15 protein-coding genes are annotated in these 16,249 nt (G+C 63.6%); 7 read left to right on the top strand and 8 right to left on the bottom strand.

All coding sequences use genetic code 11. The annotated features are described in order from the left end of the window. Positions 1-464: 464 nt before the first annotated feature. A complete protein-coding gene (locus B0G62_RS32475) occupies positions 465-1,235 on the top strand; it encodes a helix-turn-helix transcriptional regulator (RefSeq protein ID WP_103704549.1) in 771 nt (256 codons plus the stop codon). Positions 1,236-1,253: 18 nt separating this feature from the next. Here B0G62_RS32475 and B0G62_RS12745 read toward each other — a convergent pair whose 3' ends face one another. The 3 genes from B0G62_RS12745 to B0G62_RS12735 form a co-directional block, all read right to left on the bottom strand. Then, positions 1,254-1,439 (bottom strand): hypothetical protein, encoded by a 186-nt coding sequence (locus B0G62_RS12745; RefSeq protein ID WP_103704548.1) that lies wholly within the window; start codon positions 1,437-1,439, stop codon positions 1,254-1,256. Positions 1,440-1,469: 30 nt separating this feature from the next. Then, entirely contained in the window at positions 1,470-3,173 is a 1,704-nt protein-coding gene (locus B0G62_RS12740; protein ID WP_103704547.1) for an FAD-dependent oxidoreductase, read from the bottom strand. Between the two features lie 171 nt (positions 3,174-3,344). After that, a complete protein-coding gene (locus B0G62_RS12735) occupies positions 3,345-4,175 on the bottom strand; it encodes a helix-turn-helix transcriptional regulator (protein WP_103704546.1) in 831 nt (276 codons plus the stop codon). A gap of 253 nt (positions 4,176-4,428) precedes the next feature. Here B0G62_RS12735 and B0G62_RS12730 point away from each other — a divergent pair, with 253 nt between their 5' ends. Beyond that, positions 4,429-5,454: a VTT domain-containing protein gene (locus B0G62_RS12730; RefSeq protein WP_103704545.1), complete on the top strand. Its 1,026-nt coding sequence runs from the start codon at positions 4,429-4,431 to the stop codon at positions 5,452-5,454. Positions 5,455-5,481: 27 nt separating this feature from the next. On the opposite strand, the gene B0G62_RS12725 is transcribed toward B0G62_RS12730, so the two are convergent. Further along, positions 5,482-5,670 carry a hypothetical protein gene (locus B0G62_RS12725; protein WP_103704544.1) on the bottom strand — a complete coding sequence of 63 codons (189 nt, stop codon included), beginning with the start codon at positions 5,668-5,670 and terminating at the stop codon, positions 5,482-5,484. A 240-nt stretch (positions 5,671-5,910) separates the two neighbouring features. On the opposite strand from B0G62_RS12725, the gene B0G62_RS12720 reads away from it, so the two are divergent. Next, positions 5,911-6,939 carry an aldo/keto reductase gene (locus tag B0G62_RS12720; protein WP_103704543.1) on the top strand — a complete coding sequence of 343 codons (1,029 nt, stop codon included), beginning with the start codon at positions 5,911-5,913 and terminating at the stop codon, positions 6,937-6,939. 46 nt (positions 6,940-6,985) lie between these two features. Here B0G62_RS12720 and B0G62_RS31640 read toward each other — a convergent pair whose 3' ends face one another. The 3 genes from B0G62_RS31640 to B0G62_RS12710 form a co-directional block, all read right to left on the bottom strand. After that, a complete protein-coding gene (locus B0G62_RS31640; protein WP_167401241.1) occupies positions 6,986-7,162 on the bottom strand; it encodes a hypothetical protein in 177 nt (58 codons plus the stop codon). A gap of 548 nt (positions 7,163-7,710) precedes the next feature. Beyond that, complete coding sequence (locus tag B0G62_RS12715; protein WP_103704542.1) at positions 7,711-8,412, bottom strand: carbonic anhydrase; 702 nt, start codon at positions 8,410-8,412, stop codon at positions 7,711-7,713. Between the two features lie 499 nt (positions 8,413-8,911). Next, complete coding sequence (locus B0G62_RS12710; protein WP_103704541.1) at positions 8,912-10,156, bottom strand: MFS transporter; 1,245 nt, start codon at positions 10,154-10,156, stop codon at positions 8,912-8,914. Positions 10,157-10,311: 155 nt separating this feature from the next. Here B0G62_RS12710 and B0G62_RS12705 point away from each other — a divergent pair, with 155 nt between their 5' ends. Together B0G62_RS12705 and B0G62_RS12700 are read left to right on the top strand one after the other, a co-directional pair. Further along, positions 10,312-11,193, top strand: a complete 882-nt coding sequence (locus tag B0G62_RS12705; protein WP_103704540.1) for a LysR substrate-binding domain-containing protein — start codon at positions 10,312-10,314, stop codon at positions 11,191-11,193. A 558-nt stretch (positions 11,194-11,751) separates the two neighbouring features. After that, on the top strand, positions 11,752-12,135 hold the full coding sequence (locus B0G62_RS12700) for a BON domain-containing protein (RefSeq protein ID WP_103704539.1): 384 nt from the start codon (positions 11,752-11,754) through the stop codon (positions 12,133-12,135). Between the two features lie 111 nt (positions 12,136-12,246). On the opposite strand, the gene B0G62_RS12695 is transcribed toward B0G62_RS12700, so the two are convergent. After that, positions 12,247-13,200, bottom strand: a complete 954-nt coding sequence (locus B0G62_RS12695; protein ID WP_103704538.1) for a LysR family transcriptional regulator — start codon at positions 13,198-13,200, stop codon at positions 12,247-12,249. 149 nt (positions 13,201-13,349) lie between these two features. On the opposite strand from B0G62_RS12695, the gene B0G62_RS12690 reads away from it, so the two are divergent. Together B0G62_RS12690 and B0G62_RS12685 are read left to right on the top strand one after the other, a co-directional pair. Further along, the gene (locus B0G62_RS12690) at positions 13,350-14,672 is read left to right on the top strand and encodes an MFS transporter (protein ID WP_181315577.1); all 1,323 of its coding nucleotides are present in this window, start codon (positions 13,350-13,352) and stop codon (positions 14,670-14,672) included. Between the two features lie 45 nt (positions 14,673-14,717). Then, positions 14,718-16,244 (top strand): CoA-acylating methylmalonate-semialdehyde dehydrogenase, encoded by a 1,527-nt coding sequence (locus B0G62_RS12685; protein WP_103704537.1) that lies wholly within the window; start codon positions 14,718-14,720, stop codon positions 16,242-16,244. Positions 16,245-16,249: the final 5 nt, after the last annotated feature.

Here is a 16,249-nt window from a genome sequence, read left to right as displayed (position 1 = left end):
GGAGCGTCGCGGGTCAATGCTACCGGTTGCGCGTGCATCTTGTTTCCGATACGAATTTTTTGCCGGACAAGTTTTCCCGAAATTCACTGGACATACGATGCGCGAGCGACCCGGTACGAACAGCATCGCATGCGATGCGCGTTTGCTCACCGCTTGTCCTCTTTAATGAGGATTCCAGTGCGGAGCGTATCGCGTAGGATGCAAGTTCCGGCGACGTGAAAACCCAGCCGGCGTGTGTTTTACTGGGCAGCTTCGGCTGCCCGTTTTCTTTTCTCCTCCTGATTTTCCCTTGGTGTTGCGCGCCTGCACGGTTCCTTGAATTCGCCGAAACCGCTATATAAGCTATAACGTTTGCTGCGCCCCGGAACGGCGCCTGCAGACCGGCACTAGCCCTCGGTTAGGCTTTTGGGGCTGCCTTGCCGCCCGTCAATGGCAATTCCAATGCAGAGTCACGTGCGCCGCGAATGTATCTGACAAGCCGCGAACTGGCGTTGCTGGCCGACGTCTTCAAGCTGCTGGCCGACCGCGCTTTGCCGGAGGACGTGCTGCGGCTTGAAGTAGGGCGGCGCATGCTCGATCTGCTCCGCGCGGATTTCTTCGGCTCCTATGTCTGGGACGACACGCAGGGCATATTCACGAACCGCGTCGCCATCAACATGTCTGCGGACAATCTCGGCAATTACGAGCGCTATTTCCAGTACCGCGATCCGCTCACGCCTCTCCTTCAGCACCAGCGCGCGGCGGTTCGTGTAACCGACGTGATGGCGCACGATGAACTCGCGCAAACCGAGTTATTCAACGACTTTCTGCGCCGCGATGGCTTGCACTGGGGCATGAATCTGTTCGTCTGGGACGGCGACACCAACATCGGCGATCTACGCATCTGGCGCGGCGCGCACGGCGAGAACTTTTCCGATCACGACCTGGCGATGCTGGAGCTGATCCGTCCGGCGTTCACCGCCGCGCTGGCGCGCTCGCGCGGTGCTGCGGGCATCGCGACGCTGCCGGACGGCGTGGCGGTGGAGTTCACGGATGGCGACCCGATCGCTCGCCTGACGCGGCGCGAGCGCGAGGTCGTGACGCTGGCCGCCGAGGGGTTGCTGGACAAGGAAATTGCGCAGCGGCTCGGGATTTCCTATACGACCGTGCGTACCCATCTCGACCGGTCGTTCCAGAAACTCGGCGTCAGCAATCGTTCGAGGCTTGCGCGGCTGCTGCAATTGCCGCGACGTTGACGATCGGAAACACGCGGCTCAGTGCGCCGCCTGCATATCTGCTTGAGCGGCGTCGATCAGGCCGAGCGCTGCCTGCGCGTCGCCGATACGCTCGACGGCGAGCAGCGCGAAGCGCGCGAGAAAGAGCGGCGCATTGGCTTCGCCCAGATCGGTCATGGTCTTGCACAGTCGCGTGTAGACCGCGTCGAGTTCGCTGTCGGTCATGGTGTTTTCCTGTTCAATATTGTTGTGCGTTCATGCATGCAATGCGTGCAACGAGCGTTCGAGGGCGTCGAACGCGCGCTGTGCCAGCGTGGCGCCGTTGCCTTGCCAGCGGCCGAGCACGTGACCGTCCGGGCGCACGAGATAGAGCGTGGCCGCTGCGGCGCCGTACATCGGAAAGAGGCGGCCAGTGTGGTCCCAGCCACAGCGGCGCGTGGTGTCGGCGGGTGTCTGCCGCGCGAGCGGCACGAGCTTGACCGGCACGCCGCATGACGTTTCCAACGCGGCCAAGGCGGGCGGCACCGTGCCGTCATCGCTGAAATAGAGCGCCGTAAAGTGCGTGCCGATCAGATCGGTCATGTGGCCCGCGCGTGTTCCGCCGCCATCGACGATGGTGATGGGGCACTCGGGCAACACCGTGCCCGGCGCGGGACCGCTGACGAGCGGATCGGAAACTGCATTGAGCGGCGAATCCCTATAGGCGATCGCCGAGGTCTGGCGCGGGTTGATCAGCGGGCGCACGCCGGGATGGCGCGCGGCGAGACTCAATACCGCTGTGCGCATCAGTTCGAACGCGAACGACGGCGGCGCCATGAATTCGGTGCTTTTCGTGCCGTAGCTGAGGTTTTCGTGCGCGGCGAATACGCGCTCGTCGGAATAGCTGTCGAGCAGGCGTTCATCGGCACGCCCGTGGATGGCGTAGGCGAGCTTCCACGCGAGATTGTCCGCGTCGTCGATGCCGGAATTCGCGCCGCGCACGCCGAAGATCGGCACGAGATGCGCGGCATCGCCCGCGAACAGCACGCGCCCATGACGATAGCGCTCCAGCGTGAGCGCGTTGGCCTTGTAGATCGTGATCCAGATGGGCGACCACGCGGCGGTCTCGCCCATCATGTCGAGCAGGCTCTGCACGCGCGGCATTACGTTTTCAGGTTTGACGGCCGCTTCCGCGTCCTCGCCGTCGCGCAACTGATAGTCGATGCGCCAGACGTTGTCGGGCTGCTTGTGCACCAGCACGGTCGAGCCGGGATTCGACGCCGGATCGAAATACGCGAGACGTTCCGTGGGCCGTGCGCTGTCGAGCAGGATATCGACGATCACATAGCGGCCTTCGTAGCTCGTACCGGTGAGCTTGAGGCCCAGCGCCTCGCGCACGGTGCTGCGCCCGCCGTCCGCCGCGATCAGCCAGTCGGTTTGCGCTTCGTAGTCGCCTTCGGGCGTCGAGAGCGTAAGCGTCGCCCCCTGCGTGTCGTGCTGCACGGAGGTCACTTTCGTGCGCCAGCGGATGTCGATGAGATCCGCGTGGCGCTCAGCCGCGTCGAGCAGGAATTGCTCGATGTGATACTGCGCGAGATTGACCATCGGCGGCAGCTTCTGGTTATCGTCTTGCGGCATCGTGAAGTGCAGGACTTCCTCGTTGCGATAGAAGCTGCGCCCGCCCGTCCATGGCAGGCCTTTGGCGAGAAAGCCATCGAGCGCGCCCAGACGTTCGATGATCTCCAGGCTGCGGCGCGAAATGCAGATGGCGCGGCTGCCGTGGCACACCGATTCGTCGGCTTCGATCAGCACCGAGCGCACGCCATGTTTCGCGAGACCCAAAGCGATGGCGAGTCCGACCGGGCCGCCGCCGACGATCGTGACCGCGTGACGTTGCGTTTCGCGGCCATCGGCGCGTTCGGGCAGGCGAGCGTCGTACTGCTTCGATTCGAAGGGATAAGGCTTGAATGGGACGCTCATCGCGCGTTGTCTCCGATCGGAAATTTTTGTTCGCGCGCGGTGCAAGGCGCACCACGCGGCGCCGCGGGCTTCAAAAGCCTGGGCGATGCGGGGAGTATGGCGGGCGAGCGAGGCGGCGCTGTCCTCATTTTGGGTACAGCGTGGCCGAGGACAACAACGGGCGAGGGGCGTTTAGCGCGCGTCGTTGGCGAGGCAGAGCGCGAAAAGCTGGCGCTGGCCCGAAATGCCGAGGCGCTGATACGCGCGTTTCTGATAGGTGACGACGCTGCTGGGCTTCACGCCCATGCTGTCGGCAATTTCGGCGGCGCTATGGCCTTCGAGCACGCCACGCAGCGCGTCGAGTTCGCGTTTCGACAGTTCGGGACACAGCCTGCGCAGGCGCGCGAGCATCAGTTGCGGAATGCCCAACTGGCTTTGCCCACGCAGGGCGTAGTGATGCCTGGTGGCCTCGCCGATCAGGGGCGCGAGCGATTCGACCAGTTCCACTTCGCCGGGCTGGAAATTGCCGGCGTCGCGCTCGCGATAGAGATTCACGCAGAGCCAGATATCGGCGGCGGGCTGCATGAGCAAGGAGAGCCGATCGGAAACATTCGGCGTGGCGTAGCAGGTCTGGCGGTAGCCGTCGTGCGCGATGTCTTCGCTCGACTGCCAGTGAAGCACGAGTGACGAAGGCTTATCCGTAGCGTCGTTATTGCCCGTCACGATGCGCTGATTGCCGTCCAGCGCGTAAAAGAGGCGCGTGTAAGTGTCGGCGACATCGCGCAGAAAGCGGCCGCCGCGATGGTCGGCGACCGAGACCGTGCGTGGCCGGTTGCCGAACTCGTACGCGAACACCGTGCATTGCGACACCGACGTGGCCGGCCCGAGCAGGTTCAGCACCTCGGCGGCGAGCGCATTGGCGTTATCGCCGCCAATCGCGGCGACGAGGCCGGTGACACGGGCCAAATCGAATGAGCCGGATGGACCGGCCTGTCGCGGCCGGTCGAGACGCCAGTAACGCATGTTTCTTAAAGGAAAAAGGCAGGAAGATCGGCGCAGAGCAGATGTCGAGGGTAGCACCGAACCGGCGCGCCGCGTAAGCCGGATCGTGCAGGGAAAGCACTAGTCCCAGCTGATCGATACCCGTTTCGGGAGCGCGGGCAACAGCGGGGCAGCAAGCAGGAATTCACCCACTTGCGGTAATCTCCGTACTTGCGCCGAAATCGCGCAGATGTTTCCTTTCTTATCAGGTCGCTTCAAGCCGGAACCCCCCGTTATGTGGACTCTTCCCACCGCCATCCCGCCCGATTTTGGCACTGGAGTGGTATTTCTCAGCGTGCTCGTAACGCAACTCGGCGTGCCGGTTCCCGCCGCGCCGGTGCTGATACTGGCGGGCACGATGGCGGCTGGCGGGGAAGCTTCCTATGTGAATCTGTTGCTGGCCGCGGTGGTGGCGACCTTGTTCGCCGACTCGCTCTGGTTCACGGCGGGCCGCCTGCGTGGCCGTCGCCTGCTCAATGGACTCGTGCGCTTTTCACTGTCGCTCGATACGACGATTCGTGTCGCGCGCAATGTGTTCGAACGTCACGGCGCGCCGATCCTTGCGGCGGCGAAGTTCGTGCCGGGTCTCGGTCTGATATCCGCGCCGCTGCTCGGCACCACGTCGATGGACGTGCGTATTTTTCTGCTCTGGGACGCGGTGGGCGCGACGCTCTGGGCTGGCACCTGGCTGATCGGCGGCGCCGCACTGCATACGGAAATCGCGCGCTTTGCGATGTTCGTGCGCGCCAATGGCTGGACGATCTTCGACGTGCTCGCGGTGGCTGGCGTGCTGTTCCTGGCCTACCGCTGGGCGCGCCGTCTGCAATTGCGCCGCTGGCTCGCCACGCACCGCATTTCGCCCGATCAGCTCGACGAGATGATGAAATCCGGCTCGCCGCCGATCGTCTTCGATGCGCGGCCGCAGACTGTGCGTGAGAAGGAGGCCTATCGCATTCCCGGCGCCCAGCCGCTCAATCTCGATTCAAGCGAGGCGCTACCGGCCGAGCTGATCGCGCGTCCCATCGTGGTGTATTGCGTATGCCCGAACGAGGTGACGGCCAAGCGCATCGTCAACCGCTTGCGCGACAAGCACATCTACCACGCGCACGCGCTCAGGGGCGGTCTCGATGCGTGGGAGCGGCGCGGTTATCCGGTCGAGCCGCTGTCGTCTGAATTCCATCGCGCGCATGGGCTGGACGAAGAGGAATTCGAAGCCGAGGCCGAGCAGGAATTCACGGTGCGCGCGAGCCTTTCCAAGTAAGCATCGTGCTTCGATGTCATGCGCTAGTCACAGGCTTTTTGCCCCCTGCGCGCGTTGGCGGCGCGAGCCGCCGCCGACATTCTGGCCCGCATCGCGCGCCATCTGTGCATATCCCCAGATCGACAGCAACGTGAGTACGCCCGCGCCCAGAAACGCCAGGCGGAAGTCGTCCAGCGTGAAGACGTGGCCGGTCGAACCGGGTTGTGCGTTCTTCATTGTGCCGCCTCATGCAGGGCGGCTTGAGCGTGTTCGAGACAGACGTACGGAGGCATGGTGCGCATGGTGCATCAGTAAGGAAACAAACGAGGCAACAGTTTCCGATACGAAAGTGCCCGTGTACAGCCTCGCGCGCCTGTCCAGGCGGCTGGAAGATTGCAGCGTGTGCCCAGCAGCCTTGTCGGGAGGCGCGTACACTCATCGGCGCTTCTTCAACGCACGATTTGTGGAGGATCGGAAATGGAATACCGTTTTCTGGGCGCATCGGGTTTCAAGGTACCGGTGCTGAGTTTCGGTACGGGCACGTTCGGCGGCAAGGGCGAGTTCTTCGAGGCGTGGGGCGCAACCGATGTGGCCGAAGCGCGACACCTCATCGACATCTGCCTCGATGCGGGCGTCACGATGTTCGATACCGCCGATATCTATTCGCGCGGTGTGTCGGAGTCGGTGCTTGGCGAGGCGCTCAAGGGACGCCGCGACAAGGCGATCATTTCGACCAAGGCGACGTTTCGCTTCGCCGATGACGACGCCAATAGCGTCGGCTCGTCGCGTTTTCATCTGAAGCGGGCTGTCGATGCCGCGCTCAAGCGTCTGCAAACCGACTACATCGATCTGTTCCAGCTGCACGGGTTCGACGCGAAAACGCCCGCGGAGGAAGTGCTCTCGACGCTCGACGAACTCGTGCGCGCGGGCAAGATCCTCTATACCGGCGTGTCGAATTTTTCGGGGTGGCACCTGATGAAGTCGCTCGGCGTGGCGGATCGCTATGGTTATCCGCGCTACGTCGCCAACCAGACGTATTACTCGCTGATCGGCCGCGACTACGAATGGGAATTGATGCCGCTCGGTCTCGACCAGGGCGTGGGCGCGGTGGTGTGGAGTCCGCTCGGCTGGGGGCGTCTGACCGGGAAGATTCGCCGCGGCCAGCCGCTGCCGCAGACGAGCCGCCTGCACAAGACGGCCGAGCAGGGGCCGCCGGTGCCGGAGGACTATCTGTTCCGCGTGCTGGATGCCATCGACGAAGTTGCACAGGAAACCGGCAAGACCGTGCCGCAGATCGCGCTGAACTGGCTGCTGCAGCGGCCGACGGTTTCGACTGTGCTGATCGGCGCGCGCGACGAGGCGCAGCTACGCCAGAACCTGGGTGCGGTGGGCTGGAACCTCACGGCGGAGCAGGTCGCGAAGCTCGACGCCGCGAGTGCGGTGCGGCCCGTGTATCCGTACTGGCATCAGGAAGGCTTTAGCGAGCGTAACCCGTCGCCGGTCTGATGCTGTCTGAGTCGCACGTTATTCGGCACGTCATTGAGCGCGCTGTTCAGTCCAACTCGGCGGAACGCAGGATTTCCGCTGCGCCGAGGTGGATTGCCAGCGCGTAGAACTCGCGCTCGCCGAGATTGGCGGTTTTGGCGATCGCCATGGCGCGATTGTGGTCGTGCGGATGCAGCAGCAGTTTGACTTCGATCTTGGCGGGCGGCTTCAGGGTGAATTCCACGGCACATCTCCTTCGGTAATCGGGCGCATAGCCCGAGACGGGTGCGAAGCCCATTACCGGCCGCCAGTGCGCGCGCAAGCGCGAGCCGTTCGCCGTGGCTGATGCTGCGGCGGATCGAACGGCGATTGACGTGGAGTGGGCCTGAGATTCTGGCCAGCCGTGCCCATGACGGGCGCGGTGGCGCGATGCGCGTGCCGGCGTTAGCGCGGCGCGGGCGATCGTCCTGCAACTGCAAAAGCACTGCGGGTAGTACGGGTATTCGGTGTCTTGTACGGCGGATACGGCAGGGAAGCGCACGGCATGGGCAACCAACCTCCGGATTTATTTTTCTGCTGCGGCTGGGCACCGCATGGGGTACGGACGGCAGTATAGCCAGATCTTCGCCTAGGGTAAATACCTATGTTGTTACCGTGGCGTCAAATCATCGTTGCAACGGATGAGAAAATCGAACGCCCGTACCGGACGACGCCTGTGCGGCGTGGTCCGGTCCTGAGGGGCGACGGGGCAATGTCTGAGAGGGAGGGCGGCGAGACAGTCCCGCGGGCGTGTTAGCCCGTGGTGTCCTTGCGCAGGCGGGCGCGCGCTTCGCCGAGCGATTCGAAGCGGCCGCGCGTGTCGTCAAAGATCGCCACGGTGCCTTGCCCGATGTCGTACACCCAGCCTTGCAGTTGAAGCTGATTCTGCGCGACGCGGGCCGCGACGGCGGGGTGAGTGCGCAGATGCGTGAGCTGCAGGCGCACGTTTTCTTCAACGAGTGCCTGCACGATCTGGTTTTCGTCCAGACCGCGCGTTTGCACGACGCTGCGCGCTGCTTCGGCGTTGCGCAACCAGGCCGTGACCGTGGGCATGTCGGCCGTGGCCGTGCCGCCCGAGGCCAGACCCTTCATCGCGCCGCAGTCGGTGTGGCCGCACAGCACGATCTGCTTGACGTTCAGCGCCATCACGGCGAATTCGACCACGGCCGAGACGCCGCCGAGCATTTCGCCGTAGGCCGGCACGATATTGCCGATGTTGCGGCAGACGAACAGCTCACCGGGGCGAGCCTGCGTGATCATCTCGGGCGACACGCGCGAGTCGGCGCAGGTGATGAACAGCGTATGCGGGGCCTGACTGTAGGCGAGGCTGCGGAACAGCTCCTGGTTGCCCGGGAACACTTGATGAGTGAACTCGTCCACGCCGTCGAGGAGGTGCAGCAGATCGCAGCCGCACGATTCGGAGTGATCGTCGTGCGAGTGTTTATGGTCTGGCATGGAAGTTTCTCTCTTTATCATGAATCGACACAATCGAATGGCAACAGCGGAAGTTTACGCTGAGCCGCCGTGTTTCGGTTCGGAAACAAGCGGACGGGCGTGCGTTTTCCCCGTTTCCGATCGTCACCTGAGTGCTTGAATCGGGCGCTACCTGAGCATTCGAAGGCGTATTTTCTCACGCGCCGAGCGCTCGCTGCATCACATCAAAAGTGACGTTTCGCATCGGCGCAGGCTGGCGCGCGGGCTTTTGTCATACGACCGGCCAGTCGGTTGTCAGCGCCCGTGAGCGTGGCTCCGAGGCCGGCGGGGCAGCATTGTACGCGACGCGGCAATTTATGCGAGCGGGAGCTTCCAGAAGGAAACGGCGCAGCGTCGGCTATCCGGCGGGCGCATTTCATTGGTCGGGTCGATTTGATACGGATACCGAAATAATTGTCGCAATAAAAAACGCCTGCCGCAATGGTGCGCGGCAGACGTCCGTTGCTCGCAATGCTGCGACTCAGGACTCCATCGCGGGCTGTGCGGCGCCGGCGCGTCGGCCCGGCATGAAGTACCAGAGGCCTGCGACCGTTTGCAGCACGATCAGCCCGGTCCAGACGGCCTGATGCGCGACGACCGGATAGTGGCCGTCCACGGCGCTCCAATGTCCGAGCGCCGCGCCGACGGCGATCTGAGCGACAAAAATGCCCACGAAGATCACCAGCGTGAAGGTGGTGTTGACGCGGCCGATCAAGCGCGCGGGGAAATACTCGGCCAGCACGGCATAAGTGAGAATGCCGGTGCCGCCCAGCGCGCCATAGGCCGCCCAGAGCAGCGGCGCGGGCAAGGGCGCGCGCGCGGCAAGCAGCGCCTGGACCAGCACGAACAGCGCCATCGTCACGCCGGAAAAGCGCGCCACGCTGACGCCGCGCCGCTCGAAGGCGCGCGCGAGCGCCCCGAAACCGATATTGCCGACGATGAACGCGCCGCCCAGCACGGAAACCAGCGAGGCCGCGCGCGAGGCCACGTCCACGGTGCCCGCGGGCGTCACGTCGCGCAGGAACGCGCCGACCCAGAGCGACTGCATCGCGTAGAACACCGTCTGCGTGAGCGCCGAAAATGTCGCCGTCTTCCAGAACGCGTGGCTGCGCAGGATGTGCGCGGTGCCCTTGAACTGTTCGAGGACGCTCGCCTGATGATGCGTGTCGCGCGTGCGGGGGCCGCCGATCCAGATGATGGCCGCGACGGCCGCTGTGAGCGCGGCCAGACCGAGGCTCACCGAGCGCCACGGCGCGATCGTCAGCAGCCAGGAGAGCGGTGCGCCGACCGCGACGCCGCCAAGGCCGCCGACGGCCATCACGAGACCGTTGACGAGCGTGAGCTGGGCGACGGGAAAGTGCTGGGCCGTGGCCTTGAAGGCTCCGCCCAGGCACACCGAGACGCCCACGCCCACCAGCAGGCGCCCGACCATCATCGCGGCCATGCTGTGCGAGAGCCCGAACACGAGCGCGCCGGCGGCGGCCACCAGCATGACGCAGGCGGTCACGCGACGCGGGCCGAAGTGGTCGAGCAGCACGCCGCCCGGAATCTGCGCGCCCGCGAAGCCGAGGAAGTAGAGGCTGGTGAGCGTGCCGAGGTCGGTGGCCGTGAAGCCCATTTCGTGCGTCAGGAACGGCGCGAAGCCGAGGTTGACGCCCCGGAACAGATAGGAAACGAAGTAGCCGAGCGCGAAGACGGCGAATACGCGCAATCTGAGTGCGGTCATGATGCGGATGGTCGATGGGCGCGTCGGGTGCCTGGCCGTTACCGAACCGGCGCGACCCGAAAGCATTTTGAATGGCTGGGACACGATTATTGGCGAAAGCCGGATGCGAGGCCAGCGAGAGATTTCAGCCGCGATTGTGAGTAGAATTTGACGTCATGTCCCGATCGCTCCCTCCCTTGCAGGCCCTGCGCGCGCTAGAAGCGGCGGCGCGGCGGCGCAGTTTCAGCCGCGCGGCGGAAGAATTGCATTTGACGCACAGCGCCGTGAGCCACCATCTGCGTGCGCTGGAAGCGCAACTCGGTGTCGAGCTGTTTCGCCGCGCGGGCAGCCGCATGATTCCCACTGCGGCGGGCGCGCAGCTCGCCGAGCGGGTGCGCCATAGCCTCGAAGGCCTGCGCGAGGCGCTCGACGCCACGCGACCCGGCGTGAGCGGGGTGACGCGGCTCGAATTGAGTGTGATGTCCGATTTTGCATCGGTCTGGCTGATTCCGCGCCTGGGTGACTTCTACGACCGGCATCCCAATGTCGATCTCTCGGTGCGTATGCACGCCGGTGTCACGCCACCCGATCCCTATCCGTTCGACATCGGCATCTGGCATCGGCGCGTGGACGAGCCGGGTTTCCAGATCCGCAAACTGCTCGACGACCAGGTGGTTGCCGTGTGCAGCCCGACGCTGCTCGCGCGATATCCCGGGTTTCGTATCGAGGATCTCGCCGCCATGCCTTTGCTGCGCTTTTCGCGCCGCTCATGGCGTGACTTCTTCGAGGCCGCGGGCGTGGCTGGCGACGAACCCGAGCGCGGTCCGGTATTCGACGATGCGGGGCTGCTGTTGCAGGCGACCGTCGCGGGACAGGGCGCCGCCACGGCGCGCCTGCAACTGGCGCGCGGTTACATCGAGCGCGGCGAACTGGTGCAACTCGGGCAGGCCCGCATTCCCGCGTCGCTCGATTACTACTTCACGTGGCGCGAGGGCCATCCACGCGAAGCGGCGATCCAGCAGTTCTATCGCTGGGTGAAGGTGCAACTCGCCACGTAATGCGTTACGCCGGGCGATCGCACAGAGGGAATGCAAAGCGCGCGCTTTTTTCTTTCGTGAGTAAATGCGGGTAAAACCTGTGTTGGTGTCTGTCAACGCTGCGCGAATGGCATGCGTTGGTGGTCGGTAAGGGCATACTAAAACGACGCAGTAAGGATGCCCAATTGCGCGTCAATCAAATGCCAATCGCGCGTATTCACGCCGCATGCACGGCTGCATGCACCTGATTGGCGCGTTCTTAAATGCAGTTGAATTGCATTCGAATGAATGCGGTTCGTCCCGACATGCGGGACGGCTTGCAGGCTTGAGGTTGCAGGATACGGTGATTCCTCAGTGGAATCGAAGCATTTCACCCACGGTCGAATAGTCTTAGCGGTAGCTTTCGCATCAGACTCGTAATAAATAGAGTATCGTTAGTCCCCGATGTGCCTGGCATGGCGAATGGACGGCAATGGCCGCAATGCCGGCAACGCGGTTTTCGGTAGTGAAGGGTGTGTAGTGCACGGGTCCAGCTTTCCAATTGGGCCATCAAAAAACTGTGACAACAGGAGAAACTGCATGAAGGCTATTCAGGCGTTCAAACTGGCAGCCGGCACGATGCTGGTCGCTGCTTCGCTTCACGTTTATGCGCAGGACGCCGCCAGCGCGCCCGCAGCCGCGCCGACCGACAGCGCCAAAGCCCAGGTCCAGCAGTCGAAACAGCAGTACAAGTCGGCCAAGGCCGCTAACCGTGCGCTCTCGCGCAAGGTCCGCGCTGCGCTCGCGAAGGACAAGGACATCAGCGTGGCCAACATTACCGTCCGCGCCAAGGACGGCGCCGTGATCCTGCAAGGCACCGTGCCGGAGCAAGGTCAGGTCGATCACGCCACGGACGTGGCGAAGGGCGTCGCTGGCGTGACGTCGGTGAAAAACGCACTGACGATCCGTCCGGTCGGGACCTGATCGTCGATGCGCGACACGCGCCGGCCGTTTTGCGCGGCGGGCCTGTGTCACGCAGCGTCGGGGCCGCACAGGCGATCCGCAAAGCGGATGGTCCGTGCGGCTTTTTTATTTTCAGGGCTCGACGTAATGCATCGTCGGGGATTCTCCTGATAGCAGCGCCTGATTGGCATCGGCGGCCGCGCGCAGATAGTCCCACAGCGACGTGATGCGCCGCAGCTTGCGCAATTCCTCGCGGCTGCAGAGCCAGAAACGCCGCGTCACCATGACTTCGTCGGGCAGGATGCTAACGAGACGCGGATCGGGTTCGGCCATGAAGCACGGCAGGATCGCGAGCGCGCTGCCCTGCAGCGCCGCGTGATATTGCGCAATCACGCTGGTGCTGCAAAGACTGGTCGTCACGTTGGGCGCGGTGCGTTCGAGATAAAGCAGTTCGTGGCTGAAGGCCAGATCGGCGACATAGTTGATGAAAGCATGCTGGCGCAGGTCCGCGGCCGATTGTATCGGCGGATGCTGTTGCAGATATTCAGGTGTCCCATAGAGTCTGAGCCGGTAGTCGCATAGCTTCGTATAGACATACTGGCCGCGCTCGGGACGTTCGAGCATGATCGCCAGATCGGCCTCGCGTTTCGACAGACTCACGAAATGCGGTACCGGCAGCAGATCGATCGACATATCGGGATGCTTGCCCGTGAAGCGCGCCAGCTGCGGCGCAAGAAAGAAACAGCCGAAACCCTCCGTCGATCCCACCCGCACATGCCCCGAGAGCGATTGCGCGCCTAGCGCAAACTGCTCGCTCGCCGATTGCACCGTTGTCTCGACCGCATCGGCATAAGCCAGCAGGCGCTGGCCTTCAGCCGTGAGCACGAAGCCGCCCGAGCGGGACTTGTCGAACAGCACGGTCCCCAATGCGGCTTCCAGTTCGCGTACGCGCCGCGCGACGGTGGTGTGATCGACGCCCAGCCGCCGCGCGGCGGCGCTCGCGCGCTGTGTGCGCGCCACTTCGAGGAAGTAGCGCAAATCGTCCCAGTTCAATGTCTCCATCTGTCCCGTTGTGTTTTTTTGCATATCGGATGGGCTTTTTCATCTCTATGCCGTGGATATTCGAATAACTATACTCGTTCGCAGACCGCTTCATACAGCCTCGATAGCCGCTGCAACGCCGCTTTAACGTCGCTTCGACAGACGGTCGCCTACTATAAAGATGGAGACAAACGATGCACATGCAGTCGACCCCCGAAGGGGCGGCAGTGGCCGTTCCCGTTTCTGGACAAAAACGCCGCGCGCGCGATTATCTGATCGCCGGCTGGGCCAGCATGGCCGGCACGACGATCGAGTGGTACGACTTCTTCCTTTACGGCACCGCTGCCGCGCTCGTTTTCAACAAGGTTTTTTTCCCCACGCTCGATCCGATTCTCGGCACGCTCGCGGCCTTCGCGACCTATGGCGTGGGCTTCGTGGGCCGACCGATGGGCGGCATCGTGTTCGGTCATTTCGGCGACCGCATCGGGCGTAAATCGATGCTGCTGGCCACGCTCTTGCTGATGGGCATCCCTAGCATGGTGATTGGCCTGATTCCCTCGTATGCGAGCATCGGTTATTGGGCCGCGGTGCTGCTTGTGGCGATGCGTTTCCTGCAAGGCATGGCCGTGGGCGGCGAGTGGGGCGGTGCGGTGCTGATGGCCGTCGAGCATGCGCCGCCGGGCCGCAAGGGATTTTTCGGCTCGCTGCCGCAAACGGGCGTGGGCTTCGGGCTGATTCTGTCGTCGATTGCGATGGCGGCCGTCACCGCGCTGCCCGAAGCGGATCTGCTGTCGTGGGGCTGGCGTGTGCCGTTTCTCGCGAGCATCCTGCTTGTGCTGATCGGCTGGGTGATCCGTGTGCGTGTGCCCGAGTCGCCCGACTTCGAGCGCGTGAAAAGCCAGGGCGAAGCGGTAAAGGCGCCCGTGCTCGAAGTGTTCCGTCGTCAGCCGCGCGAACTGCTGACCATCATCGGCGCGCGCACGGCTGAAAATACCTGGTTCTACCTGGTAGTGGCCTTCGCGCTGGCCTACGCGGCGAACCAGCTCAAGATTCCCAAGGTGCAGATCCTGCATGCGATCACGGCGGGCGCGGTGCTTTCGCTCGTGACGATGCCGTTCTCCGGATGGCTGAGCGATCATATCGGCCAAAAGCGCCTGTTCCTCGCGGGCCTCGTGATCATGGCGCTGTTTGCCGCGCCGTTCTTCACGATGCTTGAAACGCTGCACCCGGCGACGGTCTGGTGGGCAATGGTGCTGGGCGTGGGCGTCGTCTTCCCGATTCTCTATGCTCCCGAATCGCAACTGTTTGCCGCGCAATTCCCCGCTGAAATCCGCTATTCGGGCATTTCGGTCTCTGTGCAGGTGGCCGGTGTGCTGGGCGGCGGCGTCGCGCCGATAATCGCGACCGCATTGCTCGCGTATGGCGGCGGCAAGCCGCATTACGTGGTGGCCTATATGGTCGTGCTGGCGGTGATCGCCTTCGTGTGTACGCTCATGATGCGTTCGCATCACGATTAACAACTACATAGCAATCCTGTTTAAATATTTGAGAGAGAGTTCAAGATGAACGCAGTCACCCAGGCATCCAATGCCCATGTTTCGACCGTCAAGCTGCTGATCGACGGCGAGTTCGTCGAATCGAAGACGACCGAATGGCGCGACATCGTCAATCCCGCCACCCAGGACGTGCTGGCCCGCGTGCCGTTCGCCACGGTCGCCGAAGTCGATCAGGCCGTGCGGAGCGCGCATGCCGCTTTCGCCACCTGGAAGAACACGTCGATCGGCACGCGTCTGCGCATCATGCTCAAGCTGCAGGCGCTGATTCGCGAGAACATGTCGCGCATCGCGCAAACGCTCACGGCCGAGCAGGGCAAGACGCTGCCCGACGCGGAAGGCGATATCTTCCGCGGTCTCGAAGTGGTCGAGCACGCCTGCTCGATCGGCACGCTGCAGCAGGGTGGTTTTGCGGAGAACGTCGCGGGCGGCGTGGATACCTACACCTTGCAGCAGCCTATCGGCGTTTGCGCCGGCATCACGCCGTTCAACTTCCCCGCGATGATTCCGCTCTGGATGTTCCCGATGGCGATCGTCTGCGGCAACACCTTCGTGCTCAAGCCGTCGGAACAGGACCCGCTGTCGACCATGCAACTGGTCGAACTGGCGCTCGAAGCGGGCGTGCCGAAGGGCGTGCTCAACGTCGTGCACGGCGGCAAGGAAGTCGTTGACGCGATCTGCACGCATCCGCTCATCAAGGCGATTTCGTTCGTCGGCTCGACGGCGGTGGGCACGCACGTCTATCGCCTTGGCAGCGAACACGGCAAGCGCGTGCAGTCGATGATGGGCGCGAAGAATCACGCCGTCGTGTTGCCCGATGCGAATCGCGAACAGACGGTCAACGCGCTGGTCGGCGCGGCGTTCGGCGCAGCGGGTCAGCGTTGCATGGCGACCTCGGTGGTCGTGCTGGTCGGCGCGGCGCAGCAGTGGGTGCCGGAACTCGTGGAAAAAGCGAAGACGCTCAAGGTCAACGCGGGCCACGAGGCGAAAACCGATGTTGGCCCGGTCGTCTCGCGCGCGGCGAAGCAGCGCATTCTGGGCCTGATCGAGTCGGGCGTGAAGCAGGGTGCAACGCTCGCGCTCGACGGCCGCGACGTCAAGGTGCCGGGCTACGAGAGCGGCAACTTTGTCGGCCCGACGGTCTTCACGGACGTGAAGACGGACATGGACATCTACACCAACGAGATCTTCGGGCCGGTGCTCGTGGTGCTCACGGTCAATACGCTCGATGAGGCCATTGCGCTCGTCAACGCGAATCCGTTCGGCAACGGCGTGGGTCTTTTCACGCAAAGCGGCGCGGCGGCCCGCAAATTCCAGAGCGAAATCGACATTGGCCAGGTGGGCATCAATATTCCGATTCCGGTGCCGGTGCCGTATTTCAGCTTCACGGGTTCGCGCGGGTCGAAGCTCGGCGATCTCGGCCCCTACGGCAAGCAGGTCGTGCAGTTCTACACGCAGACCAAGACCATCACGGCGCGCTGGTTCGATGACGCCACCGTCAACGACGGCGTGAACACGACGATCAGCCTGCGCTAAGGAGA

Origin of the sequence: Paraburkholderia eburnea, from assembly GCF_002917095.1 — a bacterium.
Classification (GTDB): Bacteria; Pseudomonadota; Gammaproteobacteria; order Burkholderiales; family Burkholderiaceae; genus Paraburkholderia; species Paraburkholderia eburnea.
This window is presented reverse-complemented; position numbering and strand designations above follow the sequence as displayed.